Origin of the sequence: Flavobacterium luteolum (assembly GCF_027111275.1) — a bacterium.
Taxonomy (GTDB): domain Bacteria; phylum Bacteroidota; class Bacteroidia; order Flavobacteriales; family Flavobacteriaceae; genus Flavobacterium; species Flavobacterium luteolum.
In genome coordinates this window covers 2,513,483-2,534,268 of sequence record NZ_CP114286.1, presented here as the reverse complement: position 1 = coordinate 2,534,268, position 20,786 = coordinate 2,513,483, and the positions used below count along the sequence as shown (strand labels likewise).

Here is a 20,786-nt window from a genome sequence, read left to right as displayed (position 1 = left end):
ACTAGTCTAATGTTATTTTTTTCGCACCATTGTCAATAGTTAAAACTCTTGGTCCAGTTGGTCCAGTATATTTAAAATTACTGTCACCGTCACCAGCGTTTACTAATTCGTCATCAATAGTATAACCTAATCCAGAGTAGTAAGTATAGTTGTGGCTTGCATCCCAGTTACCATTACTTGTAAAGTTATTTCCTAAGAATTCTCTAAACGCTTCTCCGCTTTTAAGAACAACTGTTACTTGATAAACATCTGTTTTACCAACTACTAATGGGAATTCAGTTTCAGCATCACCATCCCAAGACCATCCTCCTGGAGTAGCAGCACCAACTAACCAGTGAGAAGTTGCTAATGGTGTGTGATAAGGAGTTGCTTTAAAAGTATAGAAATTAGAATATTGCGCTTCTGCTCCAGTACCAACTGTAGCTTTGATACGAATATCAACATTGTTTTCTTCTTTCTCAATAAAACCTCCATTAACCAAAGCAGAGTTTAATTCTGCAACAGTTAAAGCTTTATAACGCGCTGTCGTAGTAGTAACAGTAACTGGTGTCGCAAATTTTGTTCCCGCTTTTGCAATCTCGATAGTATAATTGATAACCGTTGCTGTACCATCATACTTTGCATAATCCCAAATTACTGTTGTAGCAATCTCATTTTCATTTTCTTTTGTAAGAACAATGTTGAAATCATTTTGAGGGCTAAGCAAAACTGGTGCTGACTCTGGTGTAATTACTGGTCTTTCTTCTACATCGTCTGCATTACATGACACCGCTAATACACCAATAAATGCGATTAAAATTTTATATATATTTTTCATTTTGTCTATTTTTTTATAAAGGTTAGTTAGTATCCTGGATTTTGTTTTAAAGTTGGGTTAGCTTGAATAGCTCGTGACGGAATAGGCATCAAATCTCTGAATGAGTCTGTACCACTACCATTTTTAACGCCACCTTTCCATTGCCAGATTTTAGACGATCCCGTGAATTTACCAAAACGAATCAAATCTGTTCTTCTATGACACTCCCAAAATAATTCGCGAGCTCTCTCGTCTAAAATAAAATCCAAAGTTAAATCTGTAGTCGTAATAATACCTGCACTAGCTCTTAATCTAATTTTATTTACATATTCTAATGCTAATGCAATATTACCTGTAGATGCTCCTCTAAGAGTTGCTTCAGCATACATTAAATACACATCCGACAATCTGAACATAGGGAAATCTGTATCAGGAATATTATTTCTTTGTGCTGCAGATCCGTCAGAATTTATGTTTGAATATTTTGTAACTGCATAACCATTTGTAAACACTCCATAATCGGTAACATCTAAAGTCTGTCCATTGGTATAAAAAGTTCCTCTTTTATCCAAAGCTGCATTTACATCAGGGAATAGTCGAACAAATTCAGGTCTTGTTCTTATACCAGACCAGCCTCCGTCCATACCTTGATCAGCTGCCACCATGCTTCCTCCAATAGATGCGTGAAGAATAAAACTCATTCCTCCTCCTGTTGCTCTAATAGCATTACCATCTCCAACTACTGGGAAGATAACTTCATTTTGAGCTCCATTTCTATCATTATCCGCAGCAAACAAATAGTTATATGGTACATTTGCAAAAGCGTACGAAGAACCTGTTATAATTTCATTACAAACTGTAGCAGCTTCACTATATCTTTCTGTTCCAATATAAACTTTAGCATTTAAATAAATTTGTGCTAACAAAAATTTAGCTGCAGTTTTATCAACTCTTCCATATTCATTTGCTTTAGAAGGCGCTAAAGTATTATCGATATCCTTCAATTCAGATTCTATAAAAGCAAAAACTTCTGCTCTGGTTTTTTGTTCTGGGTAGAAGAAACCAACAGGGTCTTTTTCAGTAGTAATTGGCACATTCCCGAACAAATCCATTAAATTATAATACGAAAATGCTCTTAAAAAACGAACTTCTGCTCTAAATCTCTCAACTTCTGCTTTTGTTGCTGTATCAACACCACGCTCAGTTAATTTTTCATCTGTCGTTTGTCTCAAGAACTCATTAGCAACGCTAATTTCATAAAATGCTCTTGAGAAAATCCCATATAAAAACTGGTTACTTGGACTCCATTTTTGTCCATTTATCGCTGGCAAACCATCATCAGACCAAGCAACAATAGCTTCATCAGTAGGAAACTCCTGAGTAACAAAAAGCAAACGCAAATAACTGCTAAAATCACCCCCAAGACCTGAAATATCAGGTTGCCCGTCACCATCATTTCCTCCTACATACAAACCTGCATATAATTTTGCCAATACTTGCTTGTAAGATGCAGGATCTTTAAAAAAGTCATCAGAAAGAAACTCATCATCATCTGTTGGCTTCACATCTAAATCGTTCGTACACGAAGTAAGCGTCATATTTAATCCTAAAATTAATAGGAAAAAATAAGATATATATTTAAATGATATTTTCATTTTATTGATTTTTAAAATTTTATTTTTCAATGTACTATTAGAAATTTGCATTTACTCCAAACAAGAATGTTCTAGCTCTTGGGTAAACGTTATTGTCTATTCCGTTGAATTTTTCAGGATCCAAGCCATTGTATTTTGTAAGAACAAAAACATTTTGAACTCCCGCTGTAAATCTTAGTGACGCTGCTTTTAATAACGTTTTATTAAAAGTATATCCTAATACAATGTTATCCAACTTAATGAAAGAAGCGTCTTTTATAAAGTAATTTGAATAATTACGCTGTGTTCCATTAGAGTTACTTTCAGTAGTAAAGCCAGTATTAAAGTAATCTGTAGTTATGTTAGCTAAATCAGATTGTCTTCTTAATCCTGCTTCTAAATATCCTTTATCAGAGCTTACGTTATCGAAAATATAATTTCCTAAACTAGCTCTCCAGTTCATTGAAAAATCGAAATTTTTGTAATTCAAAGTAGAGTACAATCCAAAAGTATAATCTGCTGTTGGCTTGTGAAATTTGTAACGGTCAGCATCTGTAATAACTCCGTCACCATTTCTATCTGCATAAGCACCTTGAATTGGTCTTTTGTTTGCATCATATAATTGCTCAAATACAAAGAATGAATTTGGCGCATATCCTTCTGAATGTATTAAAATTTGGTTTCCAGTTCCTCCAGCAATATTATCTCCTGTCAAATATCCTTGGAATCCAGGAATTGTATTTCCTAAATCAGAGATTTTCTGGTCAATGTAAGTTGCATTAACTGCAACATTCCATGTTAATTTATCATTTTTAATAATATCAGACTGAAGGCTGAATTCCACCCCTTTTGTTCTTACACTACCAATGTTACTATAACCTTGATTTCTAATATTTGCTCCATCTGGCACAGGAATATTTGCTAATAAATCGCTTGATTTTTTATCAAAATAGTTAACCGAACCAGTCAATCTTTCATTAAAAAATCCAAAATCAACTCCTAAGTTCATCTCAGCAAGATCTTCCCATTTTATATCTTCATTATATCCTTCAGGTCTCGCAGCTCTGTAAATAACTCCGTTAAAAACGTATTGCGTATTAAGTGTCCCTAAAGTCACACGACGTAAGTAATCGTATGCAGGCGGAATATCTTGTTGTCCTGTAGTACCATAACCTACTCTTAATTTCAAACTAGACAAAGTCTCATTATCTTTTAAGAAAGCTTCTTCTGCAACGTTCCATGCAAAAGCTCCTCCCGCAAAATTACCCCATCTGTTTTCTTTAGAAAAACGAGAAGTTCCGTCTCTTCTGTAGTTTACAGTTAATAAATATCTACTATCGTATCCTAAATTCAAACGTCCAAAATACGATTGCAAGTTAACGTCTGGATCTGTAGTAACATCTGCAGGCGGATTTGGCTGTTTAATATCTCCTGAATTAAATCCTTCACGCTGGAACAACTGATAGTTGTATCCTGCAGTAGCATCAATTTTAAACTTTCCTAAATCTTTAGTATAATTAAAGTAAGTATTTAAGTTTTTATTCTGACGGTGATCTGTATAATGCGTATATCCTCCTAAATTAGTCCAGTTCCCTTTATCAAATGTTGTAGGCTGATATCCTAAAATACTCTCAGTACTTATAGCATTATAACCATCACTATCAAATGCATCGATACCTGCTTCTGCAACGATTCTCAAATCTTCAAAGAAATGGAATTTATAATCTAATCTAATATTACCCCATTTTCTTGTAGAAGTTGCTCTTCTGTCTTCTTGATTTAATCTTGCCACAGGGTTTCTTGCTGGCAATAATGGTACATTTCCATTTGGCTCAAGCCATTCAAAGTATCCTCCATAACGAGAACCTGCCTGATAAACTGGCTGTGTTGGATCGAATATGATTGCACTACTAATTACCGCTCCTTCATTTTGAAATTGATTCTTTCCAAAAGCTAAATTTCCAGTAATGTCAATTTTTAAGTGATTGTCAAAAAGAACTGGATTCAACGATAACGATGTCGTAGTTCTTTCAAAAGAAGTGTTTCTTAATATTCCAGGATTATCAACATTTCCAATAGATAAACGTGCTGGTAATTTATTGAATAAAGAACCACTTACAGAAATATTATTGTTTGTTGTTAAAGCAGTATGGAAAATTTCATCTTGCCAATCAGTATTTGCCGTACCTAATAAAGCTTTTTGAGCCGCAGTACCTTTTTCATTTACTAAAGCACGATATTGATCTGCACTTAATACGTCAACAGTATTAGCAACAGTATTAATACCAACCTGAGAGCTAAAGTTAACTTTTACACCGCTTTTTGTACCTTTTTTAGTTGTAATAACAATTACACCATTTGCAGCACGAGAACCATAAATTGCAGCTGCAGAAGCATCTTTAAGAACAGTAAAAGATTCAATGTCATTAGGATCAATTGTAGACAAAATACTAGTTGCACCATCAGGAACTGAATTACTCATTGGAAGTCCGTCAATAACAATTAATGGTTCATTAGAAGCACTTAAAGAAGATCCTCCACGAATTCTAATATCTGCCTTTGCTCCAGGAGCACCGCCTCCAACAACATTTACACCAGCAATACGTCCGCTGATTAATGTTTCAGGAGTTACGTTAATTCCTTTATTAAAGTCTTTTGCAGCAATTTGAGAAACAGATCCTGTTGCGTCTTTTTTCTTCACAGTACCGTAACCAACTTGCACCACAACTTCTTTAAGCTGATTAGTGTCTTCTTCTAAAGTAACGTTAAGTGTTTTTTGACCGGTGTACTCAATTGTTTCTGTTTTGTAGCCAATAAAAGAAACAACAATCTTGTTACCATTTTTAACATTTGATAGCTGGTAATTTCCATCAAATCCAGTTGATGCACCGTTTGGAGCACCTTGTACATTTACATTTACTCCTGGTATTGGCTGCCCTGTTGTTTTATCAACGACAGTTCCTTTTAAAGTGTTCTGAGCCAACACTGTAAAAGGCAACAATAGGAATAAAAATAACAACTTTTTGTAAATTGTTTTCATACTTTTTGTTTAAATTAGTTTTGAGTTTTTGAACGTTAGTTAAGTTTTTAATTTTACTTCGAATTTCAAAATTATGAATTTATTAACATGCTCGACAGCAGGCACTTTTTATTGCTTTACGAAAACGTGGTAGTGTTGAAAACTTTCTATTTTTTGTAATCTTTCAGTGTTAAAATTGCAAATACCAAAAATATTATACACCTTTATTATTAATTAGATTTTTTTCGATTAACTACATGAAACGCAAAATAACCCTCAAACAGATTGCAAAGGAACTTGACGTATCGATTTCAACTGTCTCAAAATCACTCAGAAACAGTCTCGAAATTGGAGAAGAAACACGTCTAAAAGTGCAGGCTTTTGCAAAGTTTTACAACTACAAACCCAACAATATTGCCCTTAGTTTAAAAAACCGAAAAACCAAGAGTATAGGCATCATTATTCCAGAAATCGTACACTATTTTTTCTCCACTGTCATCAACGGGGTGGAACAGGTTGCAAACGAATACGGATACAGCGTAGTAATCTGTGTATCTGACGATTCTTTTGACAAAGAGGTATTAAACATGGAAATGTTAGCCAACGGTAGCATCGATGGCTTTATCATGTCGCTTTCTAAAGAAACTCAGTTTAAAGGTGACTTCCATCATATTACAGAAGTGATCAACCAAGGAATGCCTGTAGTTATGTTTGACCGCGTAACTAATGATATTCTTTGCGATAAAGTAATTATTGATGATAAAGCGGCTGCTTATGAAGCTGTTCAGAGCTTGATTGATAATGGCCGCAAAAAGATTGCTCTAGTTACTACAGTCGATTATGTAAGTGTCGGAAAACTGAGAACAGACGGCTACGAAAAAGCTTTATTAGATAACGGATTACCGTTTAATGAAGATTTAATCATAAAAATTGAAGATGTAGATACTTGCGAAATAACTATTTCTGAGCTTCTACACGCCAGAGCTTTCGATGCTGTTTTTGCTGTAAATGAGCTTTTTGCCGTGACAATTATTAAAACAGCAAACAAAATGGGATTAAAAGTCCCAGAAGATTTAGCTGTTATTGCATTTACTGACGGAATTATTTCTAAATATTCTACTCCAACCATTACAACAGTAAGCCAGAGCGGCGAAAAAATGGGCAATAAAGCAGCTAAAATGCTTATTGAAAGACTTGAAGCCGAAGAAGATGACGACGAAGAACATACCGAAAATTACACCACAGAAGTTATCGAAACCCACCTAATAGAACGAGAATCTACTGACTAATTTTCTTAAAATCAATACTTTCTAAAGCCATAAAAAATATTTATGGCTTTTTTATTAGCATATATAAAAAAATAATTTATAATTTTACGCCCGTCAAGGCTTTTACTTTTACTTCGAAAAAACAGTAAGTTTTGATAAGCAAAGCGCTTATCGTATAATTTTTTACAAATTACGATAATGGAAAAGCGTAAATTAAGTTTCTGGGAAATCTGGAATATGAGTTTCGGTTTCTTAGGAATCCAAATGGGGTTTGCACTTCAAAATGCAAATGCCAGCAGAATTCTTCAAATCTTTGGTGCCGACGTACATGAACTTTCGTGGTTCTGGATTATTGCTCCTCTAATGGGATTAATAGTACAGCCAATCATTGGTCACTACAGCGACAAAACTTGGGGGAAATTCGGCAGACGAAAACCTTTCTTTTTAGTGGGAGCCGTTCTAGCTTCTGTGGGATTAATTTTAATGCCACAAGCTAACATTTTCATTTCTGTATTACCCGCTTTATGGGTTGGAGCAGGAATGCTAATGATTATGGATGCCTCTTTCAATATTGCAATGGAACCTTTCAGAGCGCTTGTTGGAGACAATTTAAGAACAGATCAGCGTACTGCTGGATTTAGCATTCAAACTTCTTTAATTGGTTTTGGAGCCGTAATTGGTTCTGCATTGCCATACATTTTAACCAAGTATTTTGGTGTACCAAATAGCACAGTTCCAGGAAGTGTACCGTTAAATTTAACCTTGTCATTCATCATTGGCGCGGCGGTTTTAATCGGTTCCATCTTAGTAACTTTATTTACAACCAAAGAATATTCGCCAGAAGAATTAGCAAAATTTGAGGATCCGCAAAATGATGCAATTTCTGATTCAGAAGAGAAATCAAAAATCACAGACATCTTTACCGATTTTGCAAAAATGCCAACTACCATGCGTCAGCTTAGCTGGGTCCAGTTTTTCTCTTGGTTTGGATTATTCGGAATGTGGGTTTTTACAACTCCTGCGATTGCGCACCACATTTATGGTCTGCCATTAGAAGACACTTCTAGCCAACAATATCAAGATGCTGGAGACTGGGTCGGAATTCTATTTGGTGTTTACAACTTAGTTTCTGCTATTGTTGCATTGTTTTTCCTTCCGTACATCGCTAAAAAAATTGGCCGAAAAGCAACACACTCCCTTTCACTTATAATTGGAGGAATAGGTTTAATATCTATTTATTTCATGCCAAACGAAGACTGGGTAGTATTGCCAATGATCTTAATCGGAGTTGCTTGGGCGAGTATCCTAGCAATGCCATACGCTATTCTTGCAGGTTCAATTACACCTAAAAAAATGGGGGTTTACATGGGAATCTTCAACTTCTTTGTTGTTATTCCACAAATTGTAAATGCTCTAATCGGTGGTCCAATTGTAAAATACCTTTACAATGGAGATGCAATTTATGCCTTAGTTACAAGCGGAGTTAGTTTTCTAATTGCTGCTGCTTTAGTTTCTAAAGTAAAAGATGTAGACGACTTTACTCAAAAATCATAATAAAGAATTTTCCATACAATGAGCAAAAAAGCATTCATATTCGATCTTGACGGAGTGATCGTTGATACCGCTAAATACCACTTTTTGGCTTGGCAAAAAATTGCCAAATCGTTAAATATCAATTTTACACATGAAGACAACGAACTTCTAAAAGGTGTTAGTCGCGTTCGCTCGCTAGACATTATACTTGGGTTAGGGAATGTTCAGGCCACTCAAGAACAAAAAGACAAATGGTTAATTCAAAAAAACGAAGATTATTTATCTTATTTAGTTGACATGGATGAAAGTGAGGTTCTTCCAGGAGTTTTAAAAATTCTAAAACTATTAAAAGATAAAAACCAAGGAATTGCATTAGGCTCTGCCAGTAAAAATGCAAGACCAATTTTAGAAAAAACAGGAGTTCTATCTTACTTCGATGTTATTGTTGACGGAAACGATGTCAGCAATGCAAAACCAGATCCTGAAGTATTCTTAAAAGCGGCTCAATTATTAAACATTGATCCAAAAAATTCAATTGTATTTGAAGATTCTGTTGCCGGAATTCAGGCAGCAAACATCGCAGAAATGGTAAGTGTGGGAATTGGTGAGGAAACAATTTTACATGAAGCTGATCACATTTTTAAAGATTTTACCCAAATCGAAACAAGCTTTATTGAGAAATTAATTGGTTAATTAGAAAATGTGTCAATGAGATAATTAATCTCACCGACAAATTTTCTAATGCTACAATTACTCAAATGAATGTAAAAAGTTATTAAAAACCAAGGCAATTATCTAATTATCAAATTGCCGAATTATCTAATTAAAAAGAGATGAACCAAGATTATATAAAACCAGACAATTGGTCTATTATAGAAGAAGGATTTGATGCGGAGAGAGTAAAATCTTCTGAAAGTCTTTTTAGTATCGGGAACGGCGCTATGGGACAACGCGCCAATTTTGAAGAAACGTATTCAGCTGAAACTTTTCAAGGAAGTTATATTGCTGGAATTTATTATCCAGATAAAACAAAAGTGGGATGGTGGAAAAACGGTTACCCAAAATATTTTGCCAAAGTACTTAACGCTCCAAACTGGATTGGAATTGATGTTGAAATCAACGAAGAAAATCTTGATTTAAATACGTGTACCGAAGTTAGAAACTTCCGCAGAGAATTGAATATGAAAGAAGGATGGTACAACCGTTCTTTTGAAGCAATTCTGAAAAACGGCACAGAAATCGCCGTAAACGTTCGTCGTTTTCTTTCATTAGATTTAGACGAAGCCGGAATCATTAAATACGATATTACACCTTTAAATAAAGATGCTAAAATTGTTTACAAACCTTACGTTGACGCTGGTGTAACCAATGAAGATGCCAACTGGGAAGAGAAATTCTGGGAACCGCTTGAAGTTAAAAAAGGTACAAATGAAGCTTTTGTAACGGCTCAAACTTTTAAAACGCATTTTAAAGTTACGACTTTCATGCACAATACGATTTTGGCAAATGGAGAAAACATCAATATTTCGCCATCAACAATCGATTCAACAACAGATAAAGTTCAGTACACATACGGAACTATTATTGCAAAAGGACACACCTCATCAATCCAAAAAATTGGTGGTTATACGGTTTCTCTAAACCATGAAAACACTTTGGCTGGAGCCGAAAAAGTAATAAAATCTGCTGTTGCTTTAGGATATAATGCTTTGCTTCAAAATCAAATTGACGCTTGGGCAAAAATCTGGGAAATGTCAGATATTACAATCGAAGGCGATGTAAAAGCACAACAAGGAATTCGTTTTAACATCTTCCAATTAAACCAAACGTATTTAGGAAAAGATTCTCGTTTGAATATTGGACCAAAAGGTTTCACAGGAGAAAAATACGGCGGATCTACTTATTGGGACACTGAGGCGTATTGTATTCCGTTTTACATGGCGACAAAAGACCAACAGGTTGCACGTAATTTATTGACATACCGTTTCAATCAATTAGACAAAGCGATTGAAAATGCTAAAGATAATTTAGGTTTCAAAAACGGTGCAGCTTTGTATCCAATGGTGACCATGAATGGTGAAGAATGTCACAACGAATGGGAAATCACGCACGAAGAAATTCACAGAAATGGTGCGATTGCTTTTGCGATTTATAACTATTACCGTTACACTGGCGATTACTCTTATATTCCTGAAAAAGGTTTAGAAGTTTTAATCGGAATTGCGCGTTTCTGGCATCAGAGAGCTTCTTTTTCAAAAGAGAAAAATCAATATGTAATTCTTGGAGTTACAGGTCCGAATGAATACGAAAACAACATCAACAATAATTTCTACACCAATTATATTGCTAAATGGTGTATTGATTTTGCATCGGAACAAATTAATAAAGTCGCTTTAGAATATCCTTCGGATCACAAACGCATTTTAGAAAAAGTAAGCCTTTCGGCGAATGAAATTCAGGAATGGAAAAAAGTAGCTGATGATATGTACTTCCCTATCTCTAAGGAATTGGGCATTTATTTACAGCAAGACGGTTTCTTAGACAAAGATTTAGTTCCGGTAAAAGATTTAGATCGTTCTCAGCGTCCAATCAACCAAAAATGGTCTTGGGATCGCGTATTACGTTCGCCTTATATAAAACAAGCCGATGTTTTACAAGGCTTTTATTTCTTCGAAGATCATTTCTCTAAAGAAGAATTAAAACGCAATTTCGAATTTTATGAATCATTTACCGTTCATGAAAGTTCGCTTTCGCCTTGCGTACACTCGATTCAGGCTGCCGCTTTAGACAAAATGGAAATGGCGTATACTTTCTACTTAAGAACTTCTCGTCTGGATTTAGACGATTACAATAAGGAAGTGGAAGAAGGTTGTCATATCACATCAATGGCTGGAACCTGGATGAGTATTGTGGAAGGTTTTGGCGGAATGCGTGTTAAAAATGATCAGCTTCATTTTTCTCCAAAAATTCCGAAAGAATGGAAAGGATATTCTTTTAAAATCAATTTCAGAAACCAAATTTTAAAAGTAGCTGTAAATCATAACGAAACAACTTTTACCGTAGACGGTGATCAGGATTTAACAATTATTGTTAACGAAAATCCTATTATTGCAAGTAAATTTGTACAAATAAATTAAATTACATAAAACTAAAAACATGAAAAACTTATTTTTCGCAAGTTTAATCTTGTTTGCTTTTAGCTCAATTGCTGAAGCACAACAATTAAAATCACCCGAAGGCAAGTTCGTAATGGAATTTTCTCTTCAAAACGACGGAACTCCAACGTACAATTTAAAATACAAAAACAAAGAAGTTGTAAAAACCAGTAAATTAGGTCTTGAACTTAAAGATGACAAAAAATCTTTATTGAATGACTTTACGGTTGTTGATACTAAAACTTCCACTTTTGATGAAACCTGGAAACCAGTTTGGGGAGAAGTTGACAACATCAGAAATCATTATAATGAATTGGCGGTAACTTTAAACCAAAAAGGAACTGACAGACAAATCATTATCCGTTTTCGTTTGTTTGAAGACGGACTTGGATTTAGATATGAATTCCCTGCGCAAAAGAATCTTACTTATTTTGTAATTAAAGAAGAAAGATCTCAATTTGCTATGACTGGCGATCACACTGCTTTCTGGATTCCGGGAGATTATGACACGCAAGAATACGATTATACAAAATCGAAATTATCTGAAATTAGAGGTTTATCTCAAAAAGCGTACACAGCAAATGTTTCTCAGAAAAACTTTTCGCCAACAGGAGTTCAGACTTCTTTGATGTTAAAAACGGCTGACGGAATCTACATCAACTTACACGAGGCGGCTTTGATCAACTATTCTTGTATGCACTTGAATTTAGATGATAAAAACTTAGTTTTCGAATCTTGGTTAACACCAGATGCAAAAGGTGATAAAGGTTACATTCAGGCACCAAGCCACTCGCCTTGGAGAACGATTATGGTTAGTGATGACGCTAGAGAAATCTTAGCTTCAAAAATGACTTTAAACTTAAACGATCCATCAAAAATTGATGATACTTCTTGGATCAAACCAGTAAAATACGTTGGTGTTTGGTGGGAAATGATTACAGGAAAAAGCTCGTGGTCATATACAAATGATTTTCCAACCGTTCAATTGGGCGTTTCTGATTTTTCAAAAGCAAAACCAAGCGGAACGCACGGTGCAAATAATGCAAACGTAAAAAAATACATTGATTTTGCAGCTGCAAATGGTTTCGACGCTGTTTTAGTTGAAGGATGGAACGAAGGCTGGGAAGACTGGTTTGGACATTCAAAAGATTATGTTTTTGATTTCCTGACGCCTTACCCGGATTTTGATGTAAAAGGTTTGCACGAATACGCAAAATCTAAAGGAATCAAAATTATCATGCACCACGAAACTTCAGGTTCTGTTCGTAATTACGAGCGCCATATGGATGCTGCTTATAAATTCATGAAAGACAACGGATACGATGCTGTAAAAAGTGGTTATGTTGGAGATATTTTGCCTCGTGGCGAAAATCATTACGATCAATGGATTGTAAACCATTATCAATATGCTATCGAAAAAGCAGCAGAATATAAAATTATGGTGAACGCTCACGAAGCAGTTCGTCCAACAGGAATTTGCAGAACGTATCCTAACTTAATTGGAAACGAAGCTGCAAGAGGAACAGAATACCAGGCTTTTGGTGGTTCTAAACCAAATCACGTTACCGTTTTACCATTTACACGTTTAATTGGAGGTCCAATGGATTACACTCCAGGAATCTTCGAAATGGATATCAGTAAAATGAATCCGGACAACAAATCACACGTAAACAGTACTATTTGTAATCAATTAGCTTTATACGTTACGATGTACAGTCCACTACAAATGGCGGCAGATACTCCTGAAAACTATAACCGTTTTCTGGATGCTTTCCAGTTCATTAAAGATGTAGCTGTAGATTGGTCAGAAAGTAAATATATCGAGGCTGAACCAGGAGATTTCATTACAGTAGCTCGTAAAGCAAAAGGAACAAACAACTGGTTTGTTGGAAACGTAAACGGAGAAACTCCACGTACCTCAAACATCGATTTCAGTTTCCTTGAAAAAGGAAAAAAATATACAGCAACAATTTATGCTGATGCAAAAGATGCGCATTACAAAACGAATCCGCAAGCTTATACAATCAAGAAAATTGCTGTAACTAATAAATCAAAATTATCTCAGTTTTCTGCTCCTGGAGGAGGTTATGCGATAAGCGTTATTGAAACAAAATAATTTTAATTAATCATATAAGAAATGTAAGTCCATTTAAATAGAAATCTCCCCAGTTTTTGTCTTAAATGTTCTTACATTTCTTATATGGTTTAAATTCATCTTTACTATGAATAACCTAAAAATTAACCACACATTCTATAAAATAGTTTTAATGGTTTTGTTGTTTTCCGCTTCCGCGAAAGCGCAAATCCAAAAAGTAGAACCGCCGTTTTGGTACGCCGGAATGAAAAATTCGGAACTGCAGATTATGTTCTACGGAAAAAACATTGCACAATATGAAGCTTCAGTTTCAAACAATGTTGTGATTAAAAATGTAGAAAAAACTGAAAACCCAAACTATCTTTTCGTAACAATCGATACAAAAGACGTAAAATCTTCTGAATTAGTTTTCTCTTTTAAAAACAATAAAAAAGTTGCTTTTAAACAAAAATATGCTCTTAAAGAAAGAAGAGCAAATTCGGCCGACAGAAAAAGTTACGACGCATCGGATTTGATTTACTTAATCATGCCAGATCGTTTTGCTAATGGAAATCCGAAAAACGACAGCGATGCTTCTTTAACTGAAAAAGGAAACCGTCAAGATCCAAGCGGACGTCACGGCGGAGATATCGAAGGAATCATCAAAAACTTAGATTATATTTCATCTCTTGGTGCAACTACAATTTGGAGCACGCCTTTATGTGAAGACAATGACAAACAGCATTCATACCATACTTACGGACAATCTGATGTTTACAAAATTGATCCACGTTACGGAACGAATGACGATTATGCTCGTTTATCGGCAGAAATGCACAAAAAGAACATGAAGTTGGTTATGGATTATGTAACCAATCACTGGGGAATTATGCATTGGATGATGAAAGATATTCCAACCAAAACATGGTTCAATCAATTTGAAACTTTCACACAAACGCATCACCGTCGTGAAGTAATTACAGATATTCACGCTTCAAAAACAGATCAGGAAGTTTGTGTTGACGGCTGGTTTGTACCTTCTATGCCGGATTTGAATTTAAGAAATCCTCTTGTTGCAAAATACTTAACGCAAAATGCGATTTGGTGGATTGAATTTGCAAACCTTGACGGATTTAGAGTTGATACTTATAACTATTCAGATAAAACTGCCATGGCAAATTGGGCAAAATCTATTACAGATGAATATCCTAATTTTAATATTGTGGGTGAAATCTGGATGCACAATCAGGCGAATTTAGCTTTTTGGCAAAAAGACAGTAAAATTGGTGCTATTGAAAATTACAATTCAAACCTTCCAAGTGTAATGGATTTTACGCTTCAAAGCCAGATTACTTCTGCTTTCAGTGAAGATGAACCAAACTGGGACAGCGGATTGATTAAATTCTACAACAATTTTGCTATGGATTTTTTATATCCAAACACGAATAATATCTTAGTTTTTGCCGAAAATCATGACACGGATCGTATGAATGAAAAATTCAAATATGATTTACCAAAATACAAACTGGCGATGACTTTATTGGCAACAGTTCGCGGAATTCCGCAAATCTATTACGGTTCAGAGATCGGAATGGGTGGTGACAAAGGCAAAGGCGGAGATGCCGATATTCGTCAGGATTTCCCGGGCGGATGGGCTGGGGATAAAAACAATGCTTTCATTAAAGAAGGAAGAACCGCAGAACAAGCTACTTATTTTGATTTCTCTTCAAAATTATTCAACTGGAGAAAAACAAACGAAGCGGTTCATTTCGGGAAAATGACGCATTATATTCCTGAGAATAACACTTATGTATATTTCAGATATACTGATGCTAAAACGGTTATGGTTGTTTTCAATAACAATGCAAAAGAGCAGGTTGTAAAAACAAATCGTTTTAAAGAAAATATCAAAAACTTTAAATCAGGTAAAGATATTATTACAGGAAAAACATTCGATTTAGCTTCTGAAATTACTTTAGAACCAAAATCGGCTTTGGTTTTAGAATTGGAATAGACCTAACCGCAAAGTTCGCAAGGACAAGCGCAAAGTTCGCAATGTTTTTTTGCCACAGTATGTATCGTAGAGGCGCACAGCAGTGCGTCTACGCAAAGTTTTTCCGCCACGAATTCACGAATTATTTTTGACAATCTTTGAGAATAAAATTCGTGAATTCGTGGCGGAACTTTTTTATTATAAATCTTCGTTAAATTTGAAATAAATGAAAAAATACCCTTTCCTTTTTTTACCTTTAGTATTCTTAATAATGAGTTGTTCTGGCTCAAAATCAGTTACAATGAATAATACTTCGAAAACACCTTTCGTTTGGGAAGGAGCAAATGTTTATTTTTTACTTACAGATCGTTTTTACAACGGAGACACTTCAAACGACGTCAACTTTAACCGAACCAAAACTCCCGGAAAACTACGCGGATTTGAAGGCGGTGATATTATCGGAATCACTAAAAAAATCGAATCAGGTTATTTTGAGAAATTAGGAATTAGTGCCATTTGGCTTACGCCGATTGTAGAGCAGATTCACGATGGTGTTGACGAAGGAACTGGGCTTACTTACGGCTTCCATGGCTATTGGGCAAAAGATTGGACAGCTCTTGATCCAAACTTTGGAACCAAAGAAGATTTGGCCAATTTGGTAAAAAAAGCGCACGAAAAAGGCATCAGAATAATTCTTGACGGGGTAATAAATCATACTGGACCTGTAACTCCAGAAGATCCTGTTTGGCCTTCAGACTGGGTTAGAACTGGCGTTGTCTGCGATTACAAATCGTTCGAAAATACAACGATGTGTACTTTGGTTGATAATCTTCCAGATATTAGAACTGAAAGTACTCAGGAAGTAGCGCTCCCTCCTTTTTTAATTGAAAAATGGAAAAAAGAAGGTCGTTACGAAAAAGAAATCGCTTCATTAGACGAATTCTTCAAAAGGACAGGTTATCCAAGAAGTCCAAAGTATTACATCATAAAATGGCTTACAGATTACATTCTGGAATTCGGAATTGACGGCTACAGAGGAGATACTGTAAAACATACTGATGAAAACGTTTGGGCAGATTTCAAAAAAGAATGTGAGTACGCTTTTGAAACTTGGAAAAAACATCATCCAATGCAAGTTTTAGATCAAAATCCGTTTTACACCATTGCTGAAGTTTACGGTTACGGAATCAGCGGAGGTCAGGATTATGATTTTGGAGATCGAAAAGTCAATTATTTTCAAAATGGTTTCAACAGCATGATCAATTTTGAATTTAAATGGAATGCTGCTCAAAACGATTATGAAGGTTTATTTTCTAAATATTCGAATGCACTTAACAATGAATTAAAAGGATATTCTGTCCTTAATTATATGTCTTCTCATGACGATGGACAGCCTTTTGATGCCAACAGAACCAAAAGCATCGAAACCGCCAATAAACTATTGCTTTCTCCTGGAATGTCACAGGTTTATTATGGAGATGAATCGGCAAGATCTTTAGTTGTCGAAGGCACTCAAGGCGATGCAACATTACGTTCTAATATGAATTGGGAAGATATTCAGAACAATCCTGAAACACAAAAAACACTTTTGCACTGGCAGAAATTAGGCCAGTTTAGACGAAATCATCCTGCCGTTGGAGCTGGGGTTCACAAACTAATTAATCCGTATCCTTATACTTTTTCCAGAACATTTACAAGAGGCTCTTTTATAGATAAAGTAGTGATGGGAGTAGATTTACCAAAAGGCAGAAAAGAACTTCCAGTTGGTGATATCTTCTCAAACGGGACAAAACTAAAAGATGCTTATTCAAATCAAGAAGTCGAAGTAATAGATGGAAAAGTGATTATCGACAATGATTTTGATATAGTTTTACTCGAACTGATCTAAAAGTTTAACCGCAAAGGTCGCAAGGGTAAATCGCAAGGTTCGCAAAGATTATAAAAAACTTTGCGAACCTTGCGTAAAACTTTGCGACCTTTGCGGTTAAGAAAAAAACTGTAGAATGCTAAAAATAGCTCACAGAGGCGCCAAAGCCTACGAACCTGAAAATACTTTACAAGCTTTTCAAAAAGCCCTAGACTTAAATTCAGACGGAATTGAACTCGATGTTCACTTGAGTTCCGATGAACATATTATCGTAATTCATGACGAAACCATCGACCGAACCACTAACGGAAAAGGTTTAGTAAGCAGTTTTACTTTAGCAGAATTAAAATCATTTTTAATTGATGGAAAATACCAAATCCCAACTTTAAACGAGGTTTTTGATTTGGTTAACAAAAAATGTCTAATCAATATCGAATTAAAAGGCTTAGGAACTGCACCGAAAGCTGTTGCATTAATTGAGAAATATATCTCAGAGAAAAACTGGAAATACGATCATTTCATCATTTCAAGTTTTGATTGGAATATGTTAGAAGAAACATCAAACCTAAATCCGAATATTCCAATAGGTATCTTAACAGAAGAAGATTTAGATAAAGCTTTGGCTTTCGCCGAAAAAATAAAAGCAAAAGCTATTAATCCTGATTTTAATTTATTGAATAAAGAAAATGTTCATCAAATGCAAGACAAAGGATTCTTAGTTTTACCATGGACAGTAAACTCAGAAAAAGACATTCAAAAAGTAAAAAGTTACAACGTAAACGGGATTATCTCTGATAATCCAGATAAAATATAAAGTATAAAATTTTTAGCCACAGATTATTAGGATTAAAAGGATTTTTTCTTTTGCTACAAATAACACGAATTTCCACGAATTAATTTATTCGTATTTAAATTTGAGAAATCTGTGTTAATCACTTTAATCTGTGGCAGAAAAAAAATTAGTGCCAATTGGTGTTATTCGTGGCAACCCAAAAAAATATGATCAAAAATTTCGACATAATAATCGTTGGCGGAGGCGCTGCAGGTTTTTTTACCGCAATTAATATTGCAGAGAAAAATCCGAAACTGAAAATTGCCATTTTAGAAAGGGGTAAAGAAGTTCTTTCTAAAGTCCGTGTTTCCGGAGGTGGACGATGCAATGTTACGCATGCTTGTTTTGAACCAAACGAATTAGTAAAATTTTATCCTCGAGGAGAAAAAGAACTTCGAGGACCTTTTCATCAATTTTGTTCGGGCGATACCATTGAATGGTTTGAAAAACATGGTGTCGAATTAAAAATTGAAGAAGATGGCAGAATGTTTCCAGTTTCGAATTCATCACAAACCATTATTGATTGTTTCTTAAAAGCAACCGAAAAATTAGGTATAAAAGTTTTGACAGGACAAAGTGTACAATCTATTTTCAAAAAAGAAAATCATTGGAAAATTGATACACAAACTGATAATTATGCTGCCGAAAAATTAGTAATGGCAACGGGAAGTAATCCCAAAATCTGGGAAATGCTTCAGGAACATGGACATGCTGTTGTAAGTCCCGTTCCTTCCCTATTTACTTTCAACATCAAAGATTCTCGAATTAAAGAACTACCAGGCGTTGCTGCACAAGTTACTGTAAATGTAAAAGATACGAAATTAGAATCTACAGGCCCTTTATTAATCACGCATTGGGGAATGAGTGGACCTGCAATTTTGAAGCTTTCAGCTTGGGGCGCACGCATTTTGCACGACAAAAATTATCAATTTACTATTTTCGTGAATTGGCTAAATGATGTTGATTTTGAAGATGCCGAAAAAATCTTAAAAGATTTAAAACAAGAACACGCTAAAAAAGCCGTTTCTAAAAAATCTCCTTTTGATTTTCCAAACCGTTTATGGGAAAGTTTGGTTCTCGCTTCGGGAATTGAAGTTGAAACGAAATGGGCAGATTTATCTAAAATTCAATTACAGAATTTAACTTCACAATTAACAAAAGCCGAATTTAAAGTAAACGGAAAAAGTACTTTTAAAGAAGAATTTGTTACCGCTGGCGGAATCGATTTAAAAGAAATCAACTTCAAAACCATGGAAAGCAAAATTCACGAAAACCTTTATTTTGCCGGCGAAATTGTTAATATCGACGCTATTACAGGCGGATTTAATTTTCAGAATGCCTGGACAAGCGGGTTTATTCTGGCTCAAAATATTTAATACAAAATGAAATTTAAAGGAATTATTTTTGATTTAGACGGAACGCTAGTAGATTCATTACACGATATTTCAGATGCAATGAACAAAGTACTTACCGCTCTAAGTTACCCAACGCATGATTACGATACTTACCAATATTTTATCGGAAGTGGTTTACGAAATTTGGTAAGCAAAGCATTGCCAGCCACAAACAATTCTGATGATGAAATCGAAAGTTGTTTTGAATGTATGGTCGATGAATATACTAAAATCTGTACGCTGAAAACGAAACCATATGACGGAATTGTAGAGTTATTAGAAAACCTGACTTCACAAAATATCAAAATGGCGGTTTTCTCCAACAAAGCCGATGAATTGACCAAGAAAATAGCAACAGAAATATTTCCAAATCATTTTGATACTGCAATTGGTTTAAGCACAGAAGAACTTAAAAAACCAAATCCGTTTGAAGCGATTGAAATCAGTAAAAAATGGAATTTAAAACCAGAAGAAATCCTTTTTGTAGGCGATTCTGATATTGATATGAAAACAGCTGTAAACGCTAACATGTTTCCTGTTGGTGTAACTTGGGGTTACAGAACAGAAGATGAATTGAAATCTAGCGGGGCAAAAGTGGTTATTAATACTGCTTCAGAATTAATCGAAATTTTATAAATGCATCCTTCATTAAAAAAACAAATACTATCGATCGCTTCGTTTTCTGAAAATGAAATCGAAAAGATCGATTCTTGTTTTGAATATGAAAATTTTACAGCCAAAAAATATCTTTCATCAATGGGAAAAATCAGCAACAAGATTTTCTTTATTGTTGAAGGTTTAGCACGAGTTTATTACCTCAAAGACGGAAAAGAAATTACTACTTATTTAAGCTGTGATGAGGGTTTTATTGCTTCATATTCTAGCTTCATAAATCAATCTCCTTCTTTTGAAAATATTCAATCTATTGAAGATTGTGAAGTGCTTTCGATTACTTTCGAAAAAATGCAGTTTTTGTATAACGAAATTCCAAATTGGGAACGTGTCGGAAGAATTCTTGCCGAACAGAACTACCTATGTATGGCTGATCGTGTTTTAAAACTGCAAATGATTCCGGCAAAAGAAAAATACCAGACTTTTTTAGCTTCGGCTCCAGCCAAAATAATGCAGCGAACACCTTTAATTTACATCGCTTCTTTTCTCGGAATTACGCCAGAATCGTTGAGCAGAATCCGTCAGGACATTTCTTAACATTTATCAAGT

Annotated in this window: 14 protein-coding genes; 11 read left to right on the top strand and 3 right to left on the bottom strand. The window is 34.9% G+C overall.

The window, feature by feature from the left end; genetic code table 11:
• Nucleotide 1 precedes the first annotated feature (1 nt).
• Genes OZP10_RS10925 through OZP10_RS10915 form a run of 3 tightly spaced genes read right to left on the bottom strand, consistent with a single transcriptional unit; the run spans nt 2 to nt 5,470 of the window.
• Nucleotides 2-817 (bottom strand): SusE domain-containing protein, encoded by an 816-nt coding sequence (locus OZP10_RS10925; RefSeq protein WP_281634650.1) that lies wholly within the window; start codon nt 815-817, stop codon nt 2-4.
• A gap of 26 nt (nt 818-843) precedes the next feature.
• A complete protein-coding gene (locus OZP10_RS10920; protein ID WP_281634649.1) occupies nt 844-2,451 on the bottom strand; it encodes a RagB/SusD family nutrient uptake outer membrane protein in 1,608 nt (535 codons plus the stop codon).
• A 37-nt stretch (nt 2,452-2,488) separates the two neighbouring features.
• Nucleotides 2,489-5,470, bottom strand: coding sequence for a SusC/RagA family TonB-linked outer membrane protein (locus OZP10_RS10915; RefSeq protein ID WP_281634648.1), 2,982 nt, complete (start codon nt 5,468-5,470; stop codon nt 2,489-2,491).
• Nucleotides 5,471-5,706: 236 nt separating this feature from the next.
• Between OZP10_RS10915 and OZP10_RS10910 the strand changes: the two genes are divergently transcribed.
• The 11 genes from OZP10_RS10910 (at nt 5,707) to OZP10_RS10860 (ending at nt 20,774) form a co-directional block, all read left to right on the top strand.
• Nucleotides 5,707-6,738 carry a LacI family DNA-binding transcriptional regulator gene (locus OZP10_RS10910; RefSeq protein ID WP_281634647.1) on the top strand — a complete coding sequence of 344 codons (1,032 nt, stop codon included), beginning with the start codon at nt 5,707-5,709 and terminating at the stop codon, nt 6,736-6,738.
• A 177-nt stretch (nt 6,739-6,915) separates the two neighbouring features.
• Nucleotides 6,916-8,271: an MFS transporter gene (locus OZP10_RS10905; RefSeq protein ID WP_281634646.1), complete on the top strand. Its 1,356-nt coding sequence runs from the start codon at nt 6,916-6,918 to the stop codon at nt 8,269-8,271.
• Nucleotides 8,272-8,289: 18 nt separating this feature from the next.
• Entirely contained in the window at nt 8,290-8,943 is a 654-nt protein-coding gene (gene pgmB / locus OZP10_RS10900) for a beta-phosphoglucomutase (protein ID WP_281634645.1), read from the top strand.
• 140 nt (nt 8,944-9,083) lie between these two features.
• Nucleotides 9,084-11,387: a glycoside hydrolase family 65 protein gene (locus OZP10_RS10895; RefSeq protein WP_281634644.1), complete on the top strand. Its 2,304-nt coding sequence runs from the start codon at nt 9,084-9,086 to the stop codon at nt 11,385-11,387.
• Between the two features lie 19 nt (nt 11,388-11,406).
• Nucleotides 11,407-13,521: a glycoside hydrolase family 97 protein gene (locus OZP10_RS10890; protein ID WP_281634643.1), complete on the top strand. Its 2,115-nt coding sequence runs from the start codon at nt 11,407-11,409 to the stop codon at nt 13,519-13,521.
• A 106-nt stretch (nt 13,522-13,627) separates the two neighbouring features.
• On the top strand, nt 13,628-15,493 hold the full coding sequence (locus tag OZP10_RS10885; RefSeq protein ID WP_281634642.1) for a glycoside hydrolase family 13 protein: 1,866 nt from the start codon (nt 13,628-13,630) through the stop codon (nt 15,491-15,493).
• Nucleotides 15,494-15,698: 205 nt separating this feature from the next.
• Entirely contained in the window at nt 15,699-17,360 is a 1,662-nt protein-coding gene (locus OZP10_RS10880; RefSeq protein WP_281634641.1) for an alpha-amylase family glycosyl hydrolase, read from the top strand.
• A gap of 115 nt (nt 17,361-17,475) precedes the next feature.
• Nucleotides 17,476-18,153, top strand: a complete 678-nt coding sequence (locus OZP10_RS10875) for a glycerophosphodiester phosphodiesterase (RefSeq protein ID WP_281634640.1) — start codon at nt 17,476-17,478, stop codon at nt 18,151-18,153.
• A 185-nt stretch (nt 18,154-18,338) separates the two neighbouring features.
• The gene (locus OZP10_RS10870; RefSeq protein ID WP_281634639.1) at nt 18,339-19,547 is read left to right on the top strand and encodes a BaiN/RdsA family NAD(P)/FAD-dependent oxidoreductase; all 1,209 of its coding nucleotides are present in this window, start codon (nt 18,339-18,341) and stop codon (nt 19,545-19,547) included.
• Between the two features lie 6 nt (nt 19,548-19,553).
• Nucleotides 19,554-20,201 carry an HAD family hydrolase gene (locus OZP10_RS10865; protein WP_281634638.1) on the top strand — a complete coding sequence of 216 codons (648 nt, stop codon included), beginning with the start codon at nt 19,554-19,556 and terminating at the stop codon, nt 20,199-20,201.
• Nucleotides 20,202-20,774, top strand: coding sequence for a Crp/Fnr family transcriptional regulator (locus OZP10_RS10860; protein WP_281634637.1), 573 nt, complete (start codon nt 20,202-20,204; stop codon nt 20,772-20,774). It abuts the gene before it with no gap.
• Nucleotides 20,775-20,786: the final 12 nt, after the last annotated feature.

Coding starts and splice junctions, on each gene's coding strand:
- OZP10_RS10925 (WP_281634650.1), bottom strand. CDS start 817: ATGAAAAATATATATAAAATTTTAATCGCATTTATTGGTGTATTAGCG.
- OZP10_RS10920 (WP_281634649.1), bottom strand. CDS start 2,451: ATGAAAATATCATTTAAATATATATCTTATTTTTTCCTATTAATTTTA.
- OZP10_RS10915 (WP_281634648.1), bottom strand. CDS start 5,470: ATGAAAACAATTTACAAAAAGTTGTTATTTTTATTCCTATTGTTGCCT.
- OZP10_RS10910 (WP_281634647.1), top strand. CDS start 5,707: ATGAAACGCAAAATAACCCTCAAACAGATTGCAAAGGAACTTGACGTA.
- OZP10_RS10905 (WP_281634646.1), top strand. CDS start 6,916: ATGGAAAAGCGTAAATTAAGTTTCTGGGAAATCTGGAATATGAGTTTC.
- pgmB (WP_281634645.1), top strand. CDS start 8,290: ATGAGCAAAAAAGCATTCATATTCGATCTTGACGGAGTGATCGTTGAT.
- OZP10_RS10895 (WP_281634644.1), top strand. CDS start 9,084: ATGAACCAAGATTATATAAAACCAGACAATTGGTCTATTATAGAAGAA.
- OZP10_RS10890 (WP_281634643.1), top strand. CDS start 11,407: ATGAAAAACTTATTTTTCGCAAGTTTAATCTTGTTTGCTTTTAGCTCA.
- OZP10_RS10885 (WP_281634642.1), top strand. CDS start 13,628: ATGAATAACCTAAAAATTAACCACACATTCTATAAAATAGTTTTAATG.
- OZP10_RS10880 (WP_281634641.1), top strand. CDS start 15,699: ATGAAAAAATACCCTTTCCTTTTTTTACCTTTAGTATTCTTAATAATG.
- OZP10_RS10875 (WP_281634640.1), top strand. CDS start 17,476: ATGCTAAAAATAGCTCACAGAGGCGCCAAAGCCTACGAACCTGAAAAT.
- OZP10_RS10870 (WP_281634639.1), top strand. CDS start 18,339: ATGATCAAAAATTTCGACATAATAATCGTTGGCGGAGGCGCTGCAGGT.
- OZP10_RS10865 (WP_281634638.1), top strand. CDS start 19,554: ATGAAATTTAAAGGAATTATTTTTGATTTAGACGGAACGCTAGTAGAT.
- OZP10_RS10860 (WP_281634637.1), top strand. CDS start 20,202: ATGCATCCTTCATTAAAAAAACAAATACTATCGATCGCTTCGTTTTCT.